This window comes from Alphaproteobacteria bacterium, from assembly GCA_030740435.1.
Classification (GTDB): domain Bacteria; phylum Pseudomonadota; class Alphaproteobacteria; order UBA2966; family UBA2966.
This window is the reverse complement of the sequence record JASLXG010000209.1, coordinates 1-16,313: the sequence shown is the minus strand read 5'-3', so window position 1 is coordinate 16,313 and position 16,313 is coordinate 1. Positions and strand designations below refer to the sequence as shown.

General features: G+C 64.1%; 16 protein-coding genes. 11 read left to right on the top strand and 5 right to left on the bottom strand.

Features of this window, described 5'->3' with window-relative positions:
• Positions 1 to 92 precede the first annotated feature (92 nt).
• The 11 genes from QGG75_20005 (at position 93) to QGG75_19955 (ending at position 11,534) form a co-directional block, all read left to right on the top strand.
• The gene (locus QGG75_20005) at positions 93 to 731 is read left to right on the top strand and encodes a response regulator transcription factor (GenBank protein ID MDP6069514.1); all 639 of its coding nucleotides are present in this window, start codon (positions 93 to 95) and stop codon (positions 729 to 731) included.
• On the top strand, positions 724 to 2,058 hold the full coding sequence (locus tag QGG75_20000) for a sensor histidine kinase (GenBank protein ID MDP6069513.1): 1,335 nt from the start codon (positions 724 to 726) through the stop codon (positions 2,056 to 2,058). Before QGG75_20005 ends, QGG75_20000 begins: the two co-directional genes overlap by 8 nt.
• Positions 2,059 to 2,206: 148 nt before the next feature.
• Positions 2,207 to 3,139: a LysR substrate-binding domain-containing protein gene (locus tag QGG75_19995; GenBank protein ID MDP6069512.1), complete on the top strand. Its 933-nt coding sequence runs from the start codon at positions 2,207 to 2,209 to the stop codon at positions 3,137 to 3,139.
• Positions 3,140 to 3,353: 214 nt separating this feature from the next.
• The gene (locus tag QGG75_19990) at positions 3,354 to 4,397 is read left to right on the top strand and encodes a TRAP transporter substrate-binding protein (protein ID MDP6069511.1); all 1,044 of its coding nucleotides are present in this window, start codon (positions 3,354 to 3,356) and stop codon (positions 4,395 to 4,397) included.
• Positions 4,398 to 4,507: 110 nt separating this feature from the next.
• The gene (locus tag QGG75_19985; protein ID MDP6069510.1) at positions 4,508 to 5,044 is read left to right on the top strand and encodes a TRAP transporter small permease; all 537 of its coding nucleotides are present in this window, start codon (positions 4,508 to 4,510) and stop codon (positions 5,042 to 5,044) included.
• Positions 5,041 to 6,309, top strand: coding sequence for a TRAP transporter large permease (locus QGG75_19980; GenBank protein ID MDP6069509.1), 1,269 nt, complete (start codon positions 5,041 to 5,043; stop codon positions 6,307 to 6,309). Before QGG75_19985 ends, QGG75_19980 begins: the two co-directional genes overlap by 4 nt.
• Before the next feature lie 3 nt (positions 6,310 to 6,312).
• Entirely contained in the window at positions 6,313 to 7,473 is a 1,161-nt protein-coding gene (locus QGG75_19975) for an alpha-hydroxy acid oxidase (GenBank protein ID MDP6069508.1), read from the top strand.
• Complete coding sequence (locus tag QGG75_19970) at positions 7,470 to 9,188, top strand: thiamine pyrophosphate-binding protein (GenBank protein ID MDP6069507.1); 1,719 nt, start codon at positions 7,470 to 7,472, stop codon at positions 9,186 to 9,188. The genes QGG75_19975 and QGG75_19970 overlap by 4 nt, the downstream gene beginning before the upstream one ends.
• Positions 9,189 to 9,199: 11 nt before the next feature.
• A complete protein-coding gene (locus QGG75_19965; GenBank protein MDP6069506.1) occupies positions 9,200 to 9,535 on the top strand; it encodes a hydroxyisourate hydrolase in 336 nt (111 codons plus the stop codon).
• A gap of 84 nt (positions 9,536 to 9,619) precedes the next feature.
• A complete protein-coding gene (locus QGG75_19960) occupies positions 9,620 to 10,678 on the top strand; it encodes a tetratricopeptide repeat protein (protein ID MDP6069505.1) in 1,059 nt (352 codons plus the stop codon).
• 16 nt (positions 10,679 to 10,694) lie between these two features.
• Positions 10,695 to 11,534, top strand: a complete 840-nt coding sequence (locus QGG75_19955) for a methyltransferase domain-containing protein (protein ID MDP6069504.1) — start codon at positions 10,695 to 10,697, stop codon at positions 11,532 to 11,534.
• On the opposite strand, the gene QGG75_19950 is transcribed toward QGG75_19955, so the two are convergent.
• The 5 genes from QGG75_19950 to QGG75_19930 form a co-directional block, all read right to left on the bottom strand.
• On the bottom strand, positions 11,531 to 11,896 hold the full coding sequence (locus tag QGG75_19950) for a tetratricopeptide repeat protein (protein MDP6069503.1): 366 nt from the start codon (positions 11,894 to 11,896) through the stop codon (positions 11,531 to 11,533). The genes QGG75_19955 and QGG75_19950 overlap by 4 nt on opposite strands.
• Before the next feature lie 14 nt (positions 11,897 to 11,910).
• Complete coding sequence (locus QGG75_19945; GenBank protein MDP6069502.1) at positions 11,911 to 12,888, bottom strand: type II secretion system F family protein; 978 nt, start codon at positions 12,886 to 12,888, stop codon at positions 11,911 to 11,913.
• A gap of 7 nt (positions 12,889 to 12,895) precedes the next feature.
• The gene (locus QGG75_19940) at positions 12,896 to 13,900 is read right to left on the bottom strand and encodes a type II secretion system F family protein (GenBank protein MDP6069501.1); all 1,005 of its coding nucleotides are present in this window, start codon (positions 13,898 to 13,900) and stop codon (positions 12,896 to 12,898) included.
• A 5-nt stretch (positions 13,901 to 13,905) separates the two neighbouring features.
• Complete coding sequence (locus QGG75_19935) at positions 13,906 to 15,402, bottom strand: CpaF family protein (protein MDP6069500.1); 1,497 nt, start codon at positions 15,400 to 15,402, stop codon at positions 13,906 to 13,908.
• Positions 15,403 to 15,518: 116 nt separating this feature from the next.
• Positions 15,519 to 16,313: AAA family ATPase (locus tag QGG75_19930; GenBank protein MDP6069499.1), on the bottom strand; the 795-nt coding region annotated here is incomplete at its 5' end.

Below are 16,313 nucleotides of genomic sequence, written 5' to 3'. Positions count from 1 at the left end.
GCTGCGGCCGAACCGGGCCTCAGAACGGATGGCAAACAGACTAACATAGGATATGGTACAAACCTTGGGGGCAGGTCAACCTGGCCAGACAAGTGGCCCGCGCTCTTGATCGGCAGGGCTATTCGGTCGACGTCGCGCACGACGGCGAGGAAGGCCTGTTCCTTGGCCAAACCGAGTCCTACGACGGCATAGTGCTCGACCTGGGACTGCCCAAGCTCGACGGCGCCGCCCTGCTCAAGCAGTGGCGCCAGGCCGGACGCGATGTGCCTGTGGTCATCCTCACCGCCCGCAACACTTGGAGCGAAAAAGTCAAGGCCTTCGATTCAGGTGCCGATCAGTACGTCACCAAACCGTTCCGCATGGAGGAACTGACGGCCACCTTGCGCGCCGCCATCAGGCGGGCTACCGGACACAGCGCCGCAATCCTGGATTGCGGCCCCTTGCAGCTCGACACCCGCAGCGGCGAGGTCAAGCTATCCGGGACTGTGATCCCGCTGACCTCGCACGAGCTCAAGGTTCTTTCCTACCTGATGCACCAGGACGGCGCCGTGGTCTCTCGCAGCGAGCTGATCGAGCATATCTACGACCAGGATTTCGACCGCGATTCGAATACCATCGAAGTCTTCGTCCGCCGCCTGCGGCGGAAGATCGGCGCCCATAGGATCCGCACCTATCGGGGCCGCGGCTATCGCCTGGAAGCCGTGCCGGAGCCGAGCTCGAGCAATGTCTAAGACCTCGATCAACACCCGGCTGCTGGTGATCGGCACGATTTGGAGCGCTCTCGTCCTGGTGGCCACCGGTTTCTTTCTGGCGGCCTTGTTCGAGAACCATGTGGTCAAGGAGTTCGAGGCCACCCTCGACGATCAGTTGCACGAAATTCTCGAACTGGTGGTCGTCGCCGGCGATGGACGCGTGGCCCTCAAGCGCCACCCGGTCGACCCGCGGTTCAACCGCTTGGGTTCCGGCTGGTACTGGCAGGCCACGGCAAAATCCCAGATGGCGGAGCGCTCGCGCTCCTTGGGCCACGACACCCTGGAAACCGTCGGATTGTTGCGCCGGCCGGAGACCATATCGTTCTCCACCCGGGATGTTGGTGGGCAACCGTTGCGCGGCATCCGGCGCCAGGTTGTGGCGCCCGGATCGAGCGAGACCCTGACCATCACGGTCACCGGTCCGGCCGCCATCGTCGATCAGTCGGTGCGCGACTTCACCGGCACCACGGTGATCTTTCTCACCGTCCTGGGGGTCAGCCTGGTCTTCGGCCTTATGCTGCGGGTCAATTACGGCCTGCGACCGCTGGCCGAGATCCGCACCACCCTGGCCGGCATCCGGGCCGGCCACAGCCAGCGCCTGGTGGGTGATTTCCCCCGCGAGGTCTCGCCCCTGGTCGACGAACTCAATGCCTTGCTCGAGCACGACGCGGCGCTCCTCGATCGCGCCAGGACCCAGGCCGGCAATCTGGCCCATGCCCTCAAGACCCCGCTGAGCGTGCTCAATAACCTGGCCCAGCCGATGAGCGGCGAAAACGGCCAAGTGCTGCGCCACCAAGTCGATCTGATGACCGACAGCGTGGAATGGCACGTTTCCCAGGCCAGGGCGGCGGGCGCTCACAAAGCGCTGGGCGCTCGCGTCGCGCTGCGCCCAGTGGTCGACGATCTCTGCCGCATGTTCGATCGCGTTCACGCCGAACGCAAGATCGAAATCGCCGCCAGCGGCGTCGATGATCTCGAGTTCAAGGGCGACCGCCGCGACCTCGAGGAAATGCTCGGCAATCTGATGGACAATGCCTGCAAATGGGCCCGACGGAAGGTCGAAATCAGGGCCCGGGCAAGCCAGGACCGGCTGCTTCTGGTGGTCCACGACGACGGCGACGGCATCGCCGAGGAACATCATTCCGAGGTGCTCAACAGAGGCCGGCGCCTGGACGAGACGGTGCCGGGCAGCGGTCTCGGTTTGAGTATCGTGCGTGAAGTCGCCGAACTTCACGGCGGTACCCTGGTTCTTGCCCGCTCAGGCCTGGGCGGACTTGCCGCCACGCTCGATTTGCCCTTGGCCTGACGCCGGCGGCCTACCCGGCATTTCTCACCGCGTCATCCAGGGCGGTGCGAAGGTGAGAACATGCAGGCTTATAGCAAAGTCGGTTGTTTTCGAGATACGCATAACAGATTAATATACCTTGCCCTGTGAGGCGTTGGGGAATTCCAGCATGAAGTTCATTCAGTTGAGGTATCTGACGGCGATCGTGGAGGCAGGCGGGTATGTGGCCGCTTCCCGGGAATTGAATATTGCGCAGCCGGCCTTGAGCCGGCAGATAAAAGAGTTGGAGTACGAGGTGGGCGCGCGGCTTCTTGATCGTGGCCGCCACGGGGCCTCTCTGACCGATGTCGGCCAACGGTTCTACAACCGCGCCCGCTCGATCCTCGAACAGATCGAGATTGCCCGCAATGAAGCCCAAAATCGGACCAGCGATCCGGTGGGCGAAGTGCGCGTCGCACTGCCGATGACCGTGACCGGGCTGCTGGCGCCAAAACTGGTGCAACGGATCGAGAATGAATATCCCGGAGTCTCCATCGGAATTGTCGACGGTCTGGGAAATCAAAGCGGCCAAGTGATCGAAACGGGTCAAGTCGACTTCGGCGTCATGCCCAATGCGGAGCATCTCAAATATACCGACTTCACGCCGATTCTGGAGGAATTTCTCTACCTTGTGACGCGCCGCGACGGAGCGGAGGCACGTCCCCGCACAGTCACGCTAAGGCAAGTCGAACGCATGCGTCTGGTGATGCCGGGCCGGGAATTTCAACTGCGACGATGTGTCGAGGAGGCGGTCGCCCGGGCCGGACGCACGCTTCCCGTGCGCTACGAACACCACTCGTTGACGACGATCCTGAGTTTTGTCCGATCCGGGCTAGCGGCCGCGATTCTGAATTGGCCGGCTGTGTATGAGCTGTGGCAGAGCGGATTGGTCGACGCCCGTCGCATCGTCAAACCAAACCTCTCGCGGTCCATTTCGCTCGCCGTGCCGGCCAACCGTCCACTGACCGATGCGGCTCGAGTGACCTACCGGGCGATGCGTCAACTGCTCATCGAGGAAATGGAAACCGGGAATTGGAAGGGGCGTTTGATTGCTTCGGAATGACCGGCGATGGCCCCAAGAGTTTCGTGCCGACTGGCGCTGCCATGCCGTTTCGTTATGAATTCGATTTCTAAATAGTATTTTGCAAACAAACCGAATTGCCCTAATCGTGTAAGCTGATACCTTCGTTTGGCGAAAACGCAACGAGGAACGCTGCTGCAACGCGGTTTGCGCTGCCGGCAGGCGGGTCCACAGGGAATTCAGGGAGGAAATGTCGATGTCAAAAATAGCTTCGTTGAATCCGCGCAAGACCTTGGTTCGTAGCGCCGCCGGGGCGGCACTGCTGGCTGCCGGGCTGGGGCTTGGCTGGCTGCCCGCGGCGGCCTCCGCCGCGGAGATTGTAGGCCGGCTTTCCTATCACTGGGGTCCCGCCCACACCTCCGCCATTTTCGCCAAGGAATTTGCCGACGAAGTGACCAAACGATCCAAGGGCCGGCTGCGCATCGACACCTTCCCCGCAGGGCAGCTTTTCGGCATCCGTGAGATCCAGGGCGCGCTGACCGCCGGTTCGGTGGAGATGGGTGGCGTCGTCGGCATCATCAGCTATCCTCCGGTGGTGAAGAATTTCACCATCGCCAGCTTCCCGGGGCTGTTCAAAAGCTTCGAGGACCAGCGCAAGTTCTTCACCGAGGACAAGGTGGGCAGCAGGGTCTGGAACGCCGTGTCGGCCAAGACCAGAACCCGGGTGGTGATGTACAACCCGGTGGGCCCCTTCATGTCGTTCAGCACCAAGAGCAAGATGGACAGCATCGCCAGCATGAAGGGCCTCAAGGCCCGGGCGCTCTTCAAGACCGAGCGGCCGCGCTGGAAGGCGCTCAATGTCAAGATGATCTCGCTGCCCACGCGCGAGGTTTACACTTCACTGCAGACCGGCATGATCGACACCCTCAACACCGTGCCCAACGGCCTCAAGGCCTATAGCTGGTGGGAATATCTGAAATTTGGTCAGCTGCCCTACCAGGCCTTCGCCGACGCCTACCTGACGGCCAACAGCGCTTGGTTCGACGGCCTGCCCAAGGATCTGCAGCAGATCATTCTCGATGTCGGCAAGGAGGTGGGCGCCAAGTCTTCGGCCCAGATCATGAAAGCCTCCGACGACCTCTTGAAGGAGTTCCAGGGCCGCGGCGGCGTGGTCACGGTGCTCCAGGGTGCGGCCAAGGCCGAGTTCGACAAGCTCAGCGACGAGGTGGTGTTCCCCGCCTTGGCCGAACTGGTCGACGCCGACGTATTGAAAGCTGCTCAGGCCTGGTCGAAGAAATAGCCGAACCCATACTGCTGCCGCTACAGCGGTCCAAGATCACGACCCAAAGTCATGATCTTGGGCCGTCGCGGCGGGCTATCTTATAGGACCGCAAAAGGGGCGTCGGCAAAGTGGCTTTGCTCACGGGCATCCTGGGCCGCATCAACGACCTGATCGCCAAGCTTGCCATGGCCCTGGCCATGGCCATCGTCGCCTTCACCGTGCTGGCGCTTTTTGGCGGCGCCGCCACGCGCTATCTCACCGGCACCGGCTACGACTGGCTGATGGAACTGCCGCCCATGATGATGCCGTGGCTGGTATTCCTGCTGCTGGGTGTGCTGCTCCGCAGCCAAACTCACATCAGTGTCGATTTCCTGCCGCCCAAGCTGTCTTGGCGCGGACAGAAGATGCTGCGCCTGGTCTGTAATTCCATCGCCTTCGGCGCCGCCATCGTCTTTTTTATCGCCGGTATCGATGCCGTGGCGCTGTTTCAGATGCTGGGCCAGGTCACCGAGATGGAGATCGAATTCCCCATCTGGTACATCTACCTCTCCTTTCCCGTCGGCTTCGCCATATTGGCCAGTTTCGCCGCCGAAATGGTGCTGCGCGATCTTCATGATCTGCTCCATCCCGATCATCCGCTGCAGCAACCCGGGGCCACGCCATGACGATCGTGGCAATCTTGGTTTCGCTAGTGCTGCTGGGCATGTCGCTGCCGGTCTTTCTGGTCTTCGGCATCGGCTCGTCGATGTCGGCGGTGCTCGATCTCAATCTGCCCTGGTCGACCTTGATTCAAGTCTCCTTCGGTGCCGTCACCAAGAACGTGCTGATCGCGGTGCCGCTGTTTATCTTTGCCGGCATGGTCATGCTGCGCGGCGGCATCGCGTCGCGGCTGGTCAACATGACCATTGCTCTGGTGGGCCACTGGCCCGGCGGCCTGGGCATCGGCATGGTGCTCACCATGGGCTTTTTCGCCGCCTTCTGCGGCTCCATCCTGGCCGCCATCACGGCCGTCGGCACCATCTTGATGCCGAAGATGATCGAACAGGGCTATCCCAAGCCCTTCGTCATCGTGCTGGCCGCCGCGGCGGCCTTTCTCGAGGCCCTGATCCCGCCCTCGAATGCCGCCATCCTTTATAGCGCGCTGACCCACGTGCCGGTGTCGCAAACCTTTGCCGCCGGCGTAATACCGGGGTTGGTGCTGCTGCTGCTGCTGATCATCCTGGTGGTCTGGCGCTGCTGGGACATCCGCAATCCGGTGCGGGCCACGGGGGCCGAGATCCTGCTCTCGATCCGCGCCGCGCTGCCCGGCCTGGCGACACCGGTGATCATCCTGGGCGGCATCTACGCCGGCCTTCTGACGCCCTCGGAAACGGCCGCCGTGGCCGGAGTCTGGGCCATCCTCATCGGCTTTTTCGTGCACCGCGAACTGACCATCGCGGGCCTCATGGAGGCGCTTCGCCATACCGCCGTGGCCACGGCCATGATCTTCTCCATCATCGCCATGGCGACTTTCCTCTCGGTGGTCCTGACCTACACCCGGACGCCCCAGGCCATCATCACCTATTTCACCGATTTCGGCGTCACGCCCTTGATGTTCTGGTTCATGGTCGGCGTCATCTGTCTGATCCTCGGCACCTTCCTCGAGATCATCCCCGTGTTCTACCTGACGGTGCCGGTGTTTGCCGCCATCGCGCTCTCGCTCAAGCTCGACCTCTTGAACCTCTACGTCATCTTCACCGCCTTTGCCGGTATCGGCATGCTGACGCCGCCGGTCTGTGTCGGCGTCTACACCTCGGCCGGGGTCTTGAACGAAAGCCCTGACCAGGCCTTCAAGGAAGTGCCGATATTCGTGCTGGTCGGCGTCATCTACGGCCTCTTGATGATCGCCTTTCCGGCCGCCGCCACCTGGCTGCCGAGCGTCCTGTTCTAAGCCATGGCCCGGGCCGACAAGATCCTCACGGTTGCCGATGCCCGGGCTCGGGCCCGGCGGCGCCTGCCGCGCATGATGTTCGACTACGTCGACGGTGCCGCCGGCGCAGAGAGCGCCAGTCGCCTCAACTGCCAAGTCCTCGACGCCATCCGCCTGCTGCCCCGGGTGCTGGTCAATGTCGAAGAGCGCGATCTCGCGAAATCCTTCCTGGGCCGCGACTGGGGACTGCCCTTCGGCATCGCGCCGATGGGCATGTGTGATCTCGTCTGGCCTGGCGCCGACGCCATCCTGGCCCGGGCGGCGGCGCGTCACGACATTCCGCTCTGCCTCTCGACGGCCGCTTCCAGCACCATCGAGCAGACCCGGGAACGGGCCGGCGAAAACGCCTGGTTCCAGCTCTACGTCGGGCATTCGCAGGAAATCGCCATGGATCAGGTGCGGCGCGCCGACGAGGCCGGCTATGAAGTGCTGATGCTGACCGTCGATGTACCCCAGGTCTCGCTCAGGCTGCGTGATCTAAGAAACGGTTTCCAGGTTCCCTTCCGCATCGGGCCCCGCCAGTTCCTCGATTTCGCCCGCCATCCCGCCTGGTCGCTGGGCACCATTGCGGCCGGCGTGCCGGTGACCGCGAATTTCAACGACTACGTGGCCAGCACAAGCAGCGACAAGGTGTTCAAGGCCTGGGTGCGCAATGAGGGCCGCGGCCGCCTCGACTGGCAGTTTCTCGAAATGCTGCGCCAGCGCTGGCCGCGCACGCTGGTGGTCAAGGGCGTGCTGGCGCCGGCCGATGCCTTGGCCGCCAAGGAGCGCGGCATCGATGCCCTATACGTTTCCAACCACGGTGGCCGCCAGCTCGACAGCGTCGTGCCGGCGATCCATATGCTGCCCAGGATCCGCCAGGCGGTGGGCGAGGGCTATCCCCTGCTTTTCGACAGCGGCGTACGCAACGGCGACGGCATCATCAAGGCGCTGGCGCTGGGCGCCGACTTCGTCATGCTGGGCCGCCCCTTTCTTTACGCCATCGGCGCCGACGGCGAGCGCGGCATGGAAAGGATTGTCGAGATCCTGAGGGAAGAGATCAGCGTTTCCATCGCCCAGTTGGGAAAGCCGGATCTGACGGGCATCGATGACAGCCTGATCGCCCGAAACGAGGAACAAACATGAAAATCCGTGGCGGTACCGTGCTCGCCCAGGCGCTTTTGGAAAAGGGCATCGACCAGGTCTTCACGCTGAGCGGCGGCTTCTGCATCCCGGCGCTCGAGGGGCTGATGGAGTGCCAGATACCGGTGGTCAATGCGCCCCACGAGCAGATCGCCGGCCACCTGGCCGACGGCCGCACTCGCATCACGCGCAAGCCCACGGCCTGCCTGATCGGCCCCGAGGGCTTCGCCAATGCCGTGCCGGCCATGATGGAGGCCTGGGGCGAGCGCTCGCCGGTCATCTTCATCACCGGCTCCTCGACCTTCCAGCGCGAGGGCAGCGGCGGCTTCAAGGAGATCGACGACGTCGCCATCGCGGCGCCTTTGACCAAATACAGCGCCGCCGTGCGCGACGGCACGCGGATCTCGGAGTTCGTCGATCGGGCATACCGCATCGCCACCTCGGGGTATCCCGGGCCGGTGCACCTCTCGATCCCGGTCGACATCATGTATTCCTCATTCGAGGAAGCTGCCCGCCGCGAGGAACGTCCCTTCGATCGTCGTCATCGGGCGCCGGCCCGGGCCTGGCCCTGTCCCGACGACCTGGAGCCCATTCTCGACCTCGTCGCCAGCGCCCAGCGGCCCATCCTCATCGGCGGCCACGGCGCCTGGTGGTCGGGCGCCGAGGCCGAATTCGAAGCTGTGGGCAAGCAACTCGGCATTCCACTTTTCAACGTGCCCTATCACCAGAAGCTGCTGGGTGAGGACAATCCGGCCTACATGGGCCTGGCCGACGTGCACCAGTATCCGCCGTCGAAGTTCGCGCTGCAGCAATCGGACGTCGCCATCGTGCTCGGCGGCCGTCTCGACAACCAGCTCAACTTCGGCAATCCGCCGCTCTTTCCCGAGAGCACCCAGCTCGTTTGCGTCAACGGCTCGCAGGAAGAGCTCGACCTCAACCGCTCGGCCGACCGCACGTTGCTCAGCGATCCCGGCGCCTTTCTCGAGGCGCTGCTCGGGCTGGAGCGTGACGGCAGCTGGAAATTGGGGACGGATTGGTACGAATCCAACCGCGCCAAGCGCGGCGAATGGGTGGCCGAGACCTTGGCTGAATTGGAAAAGCCTTTCCACGAATCCCTCATGCATCCGCTGCAATTGGCCCTCGACGTGCAAGGCGTGCTGGGGGCCGACGACTGGCTGGTGGTGGACGGCGGCAATACGCATTTCTGGTCGGAAATCGCCGTCAACGTGGCCGGCTGGCAGGGCCAGAAGCTGCGCGGGATTTTGCACCCCGGCACCTTCAGCCTGCTCGGCGTCGGCGTTTCGTTTGCCCTCTCGGCCAAGCTCGCTCAGCCCGAGAGCAAGGTGTTGCTGATCAGCGGCGACGGCGCCTTTCTCTCCGGCGGCCTGAGCGTCGAAGCGGCCTTCCAGGAGAACGCGCCCATCACCGTGGTCATCGACAACAACGGCAGCCTCGATTGCATCGCTCAGCAGCAGGAACGCATCTTCCACAGCAAGCAGCGCTTCGCCACCGACTTTCGCGATATTCCTTTCCACACCATGTTCGAAGGGCTGGGCGGGCACGGCGAACTGGTGGAAAGCCGCGAGCAGTTGCAGCCCGCACTCCAACGCGCCCTGGCCAGCGGCAAGACGGCCTGCGTCAACGTCAAGACCAAGGGCATTATCAGCCCCGTCGTGCTGGCCATGACCGACCGGCGCGACAAGTCCTCGATCGAATAGGAGGGGCCGCTATGGCCGTCATCTCGTCGCACGTACTTGATTCGCTCCAGGGCCGTTCGCTGGGTGGCGTCAAAGTGGCGCTATTCAGACTTCTGGAAGACGGCGCGCGCGAGCAGGTCTTCGCCGTCACGGCCGACGACGAGGGCCGCATCTCGGTGCCGGTCGAGGTCGAGCCCGAGGCGCAATACGAACTGGTCTTCGACACCGGAGGGGTCTTCGCCGCTTCAGCGGCCCGCCAGATCATGGACCAGGTGGTCATCCGCCTGAGGCTGCCCGACGCGGAAGCGCGCTACCACATACCGGTGTTGCTGGCGCCGCACAGCTATACGGTTTGGTGGTCCGGCTGAAAACGATCCGACCACACCTCGCCCACCCCCGTTAGGTTTTTGAAATTACTTGATTTTTGGCGCCAGGGGCAGTATTGGCGGCATATGAACCGGGCACGGGTGCCAGCTTTGGCCGTGGTTGCGCTGGCCTTTCTGGCGGGTTGCAGCCTCTTCGCGCCGTTCGAGGCCGAGGACGCCGCGGCCATCGACAAGTCGCTGCACAAGGCGGCGGCGGCGGCGCAGCAGTCGCATGACTATGGCCTGGCGCTGCGCTACTTCCGCCAGCTCTACACCGCCAATCCCAACGACCTGACGGCGGCGCTGGGCTATGCCCGCAACCTGCGCTACACCGGCACCCCCGGGCGCGCCGCCCAGGTGTTGGAGAAGGCCCTGAAGGTGGGGCCCGAGGATACCCGGCTGATGGCCGAGTTGGGCAAGGTGCAGATCGCCACGGGCCGGCCGCACGAGGCCGTCGAGCTGCTCGCCAAGGCGCTCAGCCTGGGCGAGGCGGACTGGCGCTCCTACACCGCCCTGGGCATCGCCAACGACCACATCGGCCAGCGCCTGGAGGCGCTGCAGGCCTATCAAGCGGCCCAGGTATTGTCACCCGACAACGTCGCCATCATCAACAACATGGCGCTATCGGCGGCACTCGCCGGCGATATGGAAGAAGGCACGCGACTGCTCGAGAAGGCCGCCACGTTGCCCGGCGCCACCGCCCAGGTGCGCCAGAACCTGGCGCTCTTGTATGGCGTCGGCGGCAAACTGGCGGCCGCCGAACGGCTGGCCCGGCTCGACCTGCCGGCCGACCTGGTGGCGCGCAACCTGGCCTACTATCGCGAGATGCGCGACGGCGTGCAGCTGCGCGCACTGAACGCCGCAAGCGGCGCCGGGGAGAACGCCGCCCCGCAGCGGCCCTACGTCATCGAGGTCGGGCCCTATGCCACGGCCCAGCAGGCCATCAAGGGCTGGCGCTCGATCAGCAGCCAGGACTTGGCCTACAGCCAGCTCAAGGTGGAAATCGTCAGCCGCCGCATCGGCCAGCGCCCAATGACCGAATACCTGGCCGCCGTCGGCCCCTTCCCTACCCGGGGCAGCGCCAAGACCGCCTGCGGCAAGCTCCAGGCCCGCAGCCTGATGTGCTGGGTCGTGCAGACCCAGTGACGACCTGGCCAAACTGATGGCAGACCAGGGATCGCCACCGCCCAGCCGATTTCGGGACGGCCACTACCCGCTTGACAGCGGCGCCGAAGAAATCGCGCGGCTGCGCGTGCAGGCCGAATCCCTGGCCGGCGAGACGGCCGTCATGCTCGACCGCATCGGCCTGGCCGAGGGCCAGGCCTGCCTCGATCTGGGCTGCGGCGCCGGCGGCATCGTCGACCTGCTGGCACAGCGGGTGGGCCCTACCGGCCGCGTGCTGGGGATCGAAGCCGACGGCGACAGCTTGGCCGCGGCCCGCGCCTGGGCTCGGCAGCAGGGCTTGGAAAAAGTCAGCTTCGAACAGCGGAGCCTTTTTGAGCCCGGCCCGGCAGAGTTCGATTTCGTCCACCTGCGCTACGTCATCACCAACATCAGCCGCCACCACGAGGTCATCGCGGCGGCGCTCGCACGCCTCAAGCCGGGTGGTGTGCTGGCCGTCCAGGAAGCCGACGGTATCGGCATCGCCGCCTATCCCAGCCACGCCGCCTTCGAATGCCTGAAGGCGCTGCTGCTGGAGGTTTTCACGAAAGTCGGCGCCGATCCCTATGCCGGCCGCCAGGTCTATGGCCTGCTGCAAGATGCCGGCCTCGAGGATCTCGATTTCCGCGCCTGTACGGCCCGCGCTCGCAGCCACGACGCCTTGGCCGACTACTTGCCCCAGACGCTGATTTCATTGCGCCCGGTGATCGCCCGACTGGGGCTGATGGCACAAGGCGAACTCGACACCACCATCGCCGCCTGCCGCGCCCATCTGGCCGAGCCCGGCACCATCTCGGTGACCTCGCTGGTTTTCCAGGCCTGGGGGCGAAAGCCGCTCTAACTCGAAGGCGTCCAGGCACCGGTCCGGCTGGCTGCCTCGTGGGATTGTTCCGGCGTCAGATAGGGAGCCAGATGGTCGTGGCTCTCGCGCGCCGCCAAAGCCAGGTCACCGCCGCCTTGGATGACGATGCTCAGCCACATGCTGGCCTGGATCAGGTCCTGGGGGGTGACGCGGCCCTCCTTGTAGACCTCGCCCAAGGCAAACTGCGCCCGTTCGTAGCCCTGGGCCGCCGCCCGGTGGTACCAATCCAGGCCCGCCGCCTCGTCGAAAGTCACGCCCAGGCCGTGCAGCAGCATCTGGCCGAGCCGGAACTGGGCTTCGGCATCGCCCCCCTGGGCTCGGGCTTCAAGCTCGGCATCCACCGTGATCGGCGGCTCTATAGCGCCATGATCTGCAGGATGGCGGGGCCCAGCAGCACGATGAACACGGTGGGCAGGAAAAAGACGATCATCGGCCCGGTCAGCATGGCCGGCAGCGCTCCGGCCTTTTGTTCCGCCTTCGACATGCGGGAATCGCGATTTTCCTGGGACAACACGCGCAAACTCACGGTCAGCGGCGTGCCGTACTGTTCCGATTGGATCAGCGTCGTCGACAGCGCCCGTGCCTCGGGCGTACCGACGCGGTCGGAAAAGTTCATTAACGCAGCCCGGCGATCGCCGAGAAAGCTGAGTTCGGCCGTGGTCAAGCCCAGTTCCTCGGCCAGATCCGGGTTTTGCTCGCCGATCTCGTTGGCCACCCGGGTGAAGGCGGCCTCCAGCGAGAGCCCGGCCTCGACGCAGATGATCATCAGGTCGAGGGTATCGGGAAAACCCAGCGTGATGCCTTCCTGGCGCTTGGTGGCGGCGTTCTTGACCATCACGTTGGGCAGGTAGTAACCGGCGCCGGCGGCGGCCGCCACGCCCAGCAGCTGGGTCGAGAACTGCAGTTTGAAGAGACCCATCACCATCAGCAACAGCGCCGCCACCAGAGCCAAAACGATGGGCAGCAAAAGGCGGCTGAAAACGAAGGTGATGGCCGGCGTCTGGCCGCGCCAGCCGGCCTGGGCCAGACGCATGCGCAGGTCGCGGCTCTCGATCTGGGCCCGCAGGTTGAGGCGCCCCAGTACTTTGTTCATGAAGGCCACGGCATCCTGCTTGGCAGGCACCTTCTTGCGCCGCTCGGCGGCCTGGGCGTGGACCATCTGGCGCAGCTCCTCGCGCCGCGCCGCCACCGCCTTGAGCCGCCCGGCCAACTGGTCGCGTTTGGCAAAGGGCAGCGACAGCGCCAGCACGGTAAGGAACATGCCCACCGTGCCGAAGGCCATGATCATGTTCTCCAGGTTGGTCGCGGCCGCGACGATTTCGTTAGCGCTCATATCCCACCTAGATCTTGAAATTGATCATCTTGGCCATCACGGCGATGCCGATCGACATCGACACGATACCGCCGACGATCATGATATTGCCGGTCGACTCGCTGAACAAAAGGCTCAGGTAATCGGGGCTGGTAAGCCACAGAATCCCGGCCATGATGAAGGGCAGCGAACCGATGATGCCGGCCGTGGTGCGGGCCTCCGACGACATCGCCTTTACCTTGTCCTTCATCTTCTTGCGCTGGCGCAGGATGCCCGAAAGGTTGGATAGCGTCTCGGCCAGATTGCCGCCGGTCTCGGCCTGGATCGAAAGCACGATGGAAAAGAATTTGAACTCGGCCACGTCGACCCGGCCGACGCCGCGTTCCAGCGCCTCGGTCAGCGGCAGGCCCAGCCGCGTGCTCTCCATGACCATGCGGAACTCGGTGCAGATGGGCTCCTCCGCCTCGCGGGCGATGATGTTCATGCACTCGCCCAGCGGCAGGCCCGATTGCAGGCCACGCACGATAACGTCGACGGCGTCGGCAAAGTTATGGATGAACTTGCCGCGCCGCCGCGCGGCCAGAAAACCCAGCACCAACCTGGGCATGCCCAACCCCATGGTGGCCGAAGCCAGCAGCGCCGGCAGGATACCGATCCGCATGATCACCACCACCAGTAGCGTCGTAAGCGCCAACCCGGCGCTGGCCAGGTAGAACTGCTTGGGCGTGAAATCGAGGCCGGCCATCTCGATGCGCTGACGCATACTGAGCTGCGTCCTGGACTTCTTGTGCGAAGCCTCGATCTCGTCGAGCTTGCCCTGGATCAAGAGGCCGCGTTGCTGCCCCTTGCCACCCAGCCGGCTGCTCTTCTGGATGCCGAGAACGGTGTTCATGCGGCGCTTGAAACGCGCCCGCTTGTTGGCCCGAACCAGCACTACCAGCAGAATCAGACCGACCATGCAGAGGCCGACGATGGCGGCCGCGATGAAGAAGATCGCGTTGCTTCCACCGGGTGCCAGCAGTGCCTGCAACATGTCGGCTAATCCAGGGCAGCCATGAGTTCATCGCCCCTGCCGTAGTAACTTGCCTTCTCGACGAAAGTGGGGCGCAAGCCCGTGGGTTTGTGCGAGCCGATGATCTTGCCGTTCTCGTCGTCGCCTTCATATTCGAAGGTGAAGATGTCCTGCATGGTGATGACGTCACCCTCCATGCCGACGATCTCGGTGATCTGCATGACCTTGCGCGAGCCGTCGCGCAGCCGCGAGGCCTGCACCACCAGATTGACGGCCGAGGCGATCTGGGTGCGCATGTTCTTGAGCGGCAGCTCGAAGCCACCCATGGCGATCATATTTTCCAAACGCGTGATGGCTTCACGCGGATTGTTGGCGTGGATGGTGCCCATCGAGCCGTCGTGGCCGGTGTTCATGGCCTGCAGCATGTCGAGCGCCTCGGAACCGCGGATCTCGCCCAGAATGATGCGGTCGGGGCGCATGCGCAGGCAATTCTTGACCAGATCGGTCTGGTTCACTTCGCCCTTGCCCTCGAGGTTGGCGGGCCGCGTCTCGAGGCGCACCACATGGGGCTGCTGGAGCTGAAGCTCGGCGGCGTCTTCTATGGTGATGACGCGTTCGTCGGTACTGATCTGGCGGCTCAGCGCGTTGAGCAGCGTCGTCTTGCCGCTGCCCGTGCCGCCGGAGATCAAAATGTTGAGACGGCAGGCCGAGGCCACCTCGAGCACAACCTTGGCCTTTTCGCTGAAGGCACCAAAATCGCAGAGCTTGTCCAGCGTCAGCTTGTCCTGCTTGAACTTGCGGATGGTCAGCGCCGGGCCATCGATTGAGAGCGGCGGTGCGATGACATTGACGCGGGAGCCATCGGCCAGACGGGCGTCGCAGATCGGGCTGGACTCGTCGACGCGGCGGCCGACGGCGCTGACGATGCGCTGGCAGATGTTCATGAGCTGGGCATTGTCGCGGAACTTGATGTCGGTCAGCACGTTTTTGCCGCCGGTCTCGATGTAGACCTGGCCCGCACCGTTGACCATGATGTCGGCGATGTCGTCACGCGCCAGCAACGGCTCCAGCGGCCCTAGGCCGAGGATGTCGTTGCAGATGTCATCGATCATGCCCTGCTGCTCGTTGGCCGACAGCACTAGGTTTTTGACGCCGATGATCTCACCGATGATGTCGGAGATCTCAGCCCGCATGGTATCGGGCGCCAGCTTGCTGAGCTCAGTCAGATCTATCGAATCGACCAGCGAATTGAAGATACCGACCTTGGCCTCTTCCAGCTCCGCATTGTGCGACGGCGGCTGCAGCTGCACCGGCGGTTCCGGCAGCGGGACCTGTTCGGGGCGCTCGGCAGCTTTGGGCGACTCGGCTGCTGCGGCGGCTGGCTCCGGCGCTGGAGGAGGCGCCGGTTCGGGAGCCGCTGCCGGTTCCGGCGCCGCTTCCTCGTTGGCCGCTGGTGGCGGTGGCGGCGGCGGAATCTTGCCGACCACCGGCTTCTTGACCGCAGACGGGGTTAGTGGCGGCATGGCTGGAGCCGGCGATGGCGCCGCCGCGGTCTCGGCTGAAGCGGCGGGTTCCGGTGCCGACGGCGGTGGCGGCGGCAGCGGTTTTTTTTCGATTTGCTGACGTTTGCCGAACATCGCTACTTACCCCGTGAAAGGAACGAAAACGGCCCCTCTCTCTTGCGCTTGGCAGCAACATGGCGGCCACTCAAGCGTCGCGCCAATTCCTTGAAGCTGGCGGCCGCTTTGCTGCGCGCGTTCACCTCGCCAATGGGCTGGCCATTGTTGGAGGCAGTGCTGAACAGTATTGGATCATAGGCCATGGTCAAAGCCAAGCGATCCTCAGTAACGCTCTCGAAGTCTTTTTCCGAGAGTTCGGTCTTTTTCAATCGCCCAGCCTGGTTGAGCACGACCCAGGCCTTGCGATCATTGCCACGATCTTCGTTGACTTGGCGCAGCACGTTCTGAGCGTCGCGCAAACATGTCAGATCGAGCATGCTAGTGACCACGGCTTCGTCGGCCATGGCCATGACGTGGCCCACCCACTCGCCCCAATGGCTGGGTAGATCAAGCACCACGAAGGGGAACTTGCGGGTCAGCATGTCGATCAGCGCATCCAGAGCCTGACCGTCGACGTCGGCCGGCAGAGCCAGCGAGGCCGAGGTTCCCAGCACGTGGATGTGGTCCTCGTAGGTATCGAGATAGCGTGCCAGCAATTGCTCATCGATCCGGTCGAGCTGGCCCAGGACATCGAAAACGCCTTGGCGTGCCTCAAGGTTGAAGGCCAACGCAGCGGTACCATACTGTAAGTCGAGATCGACGACGCCGACGTCCTCGTCATAGCTGTCGCTCAAGCTCCAGGCGGTGTTGTGGGCCACCGTGCTGCTGCCAACACCGCCCCGGCTGCCGACGAAAGCCAGCACGCGGCCAGCCGG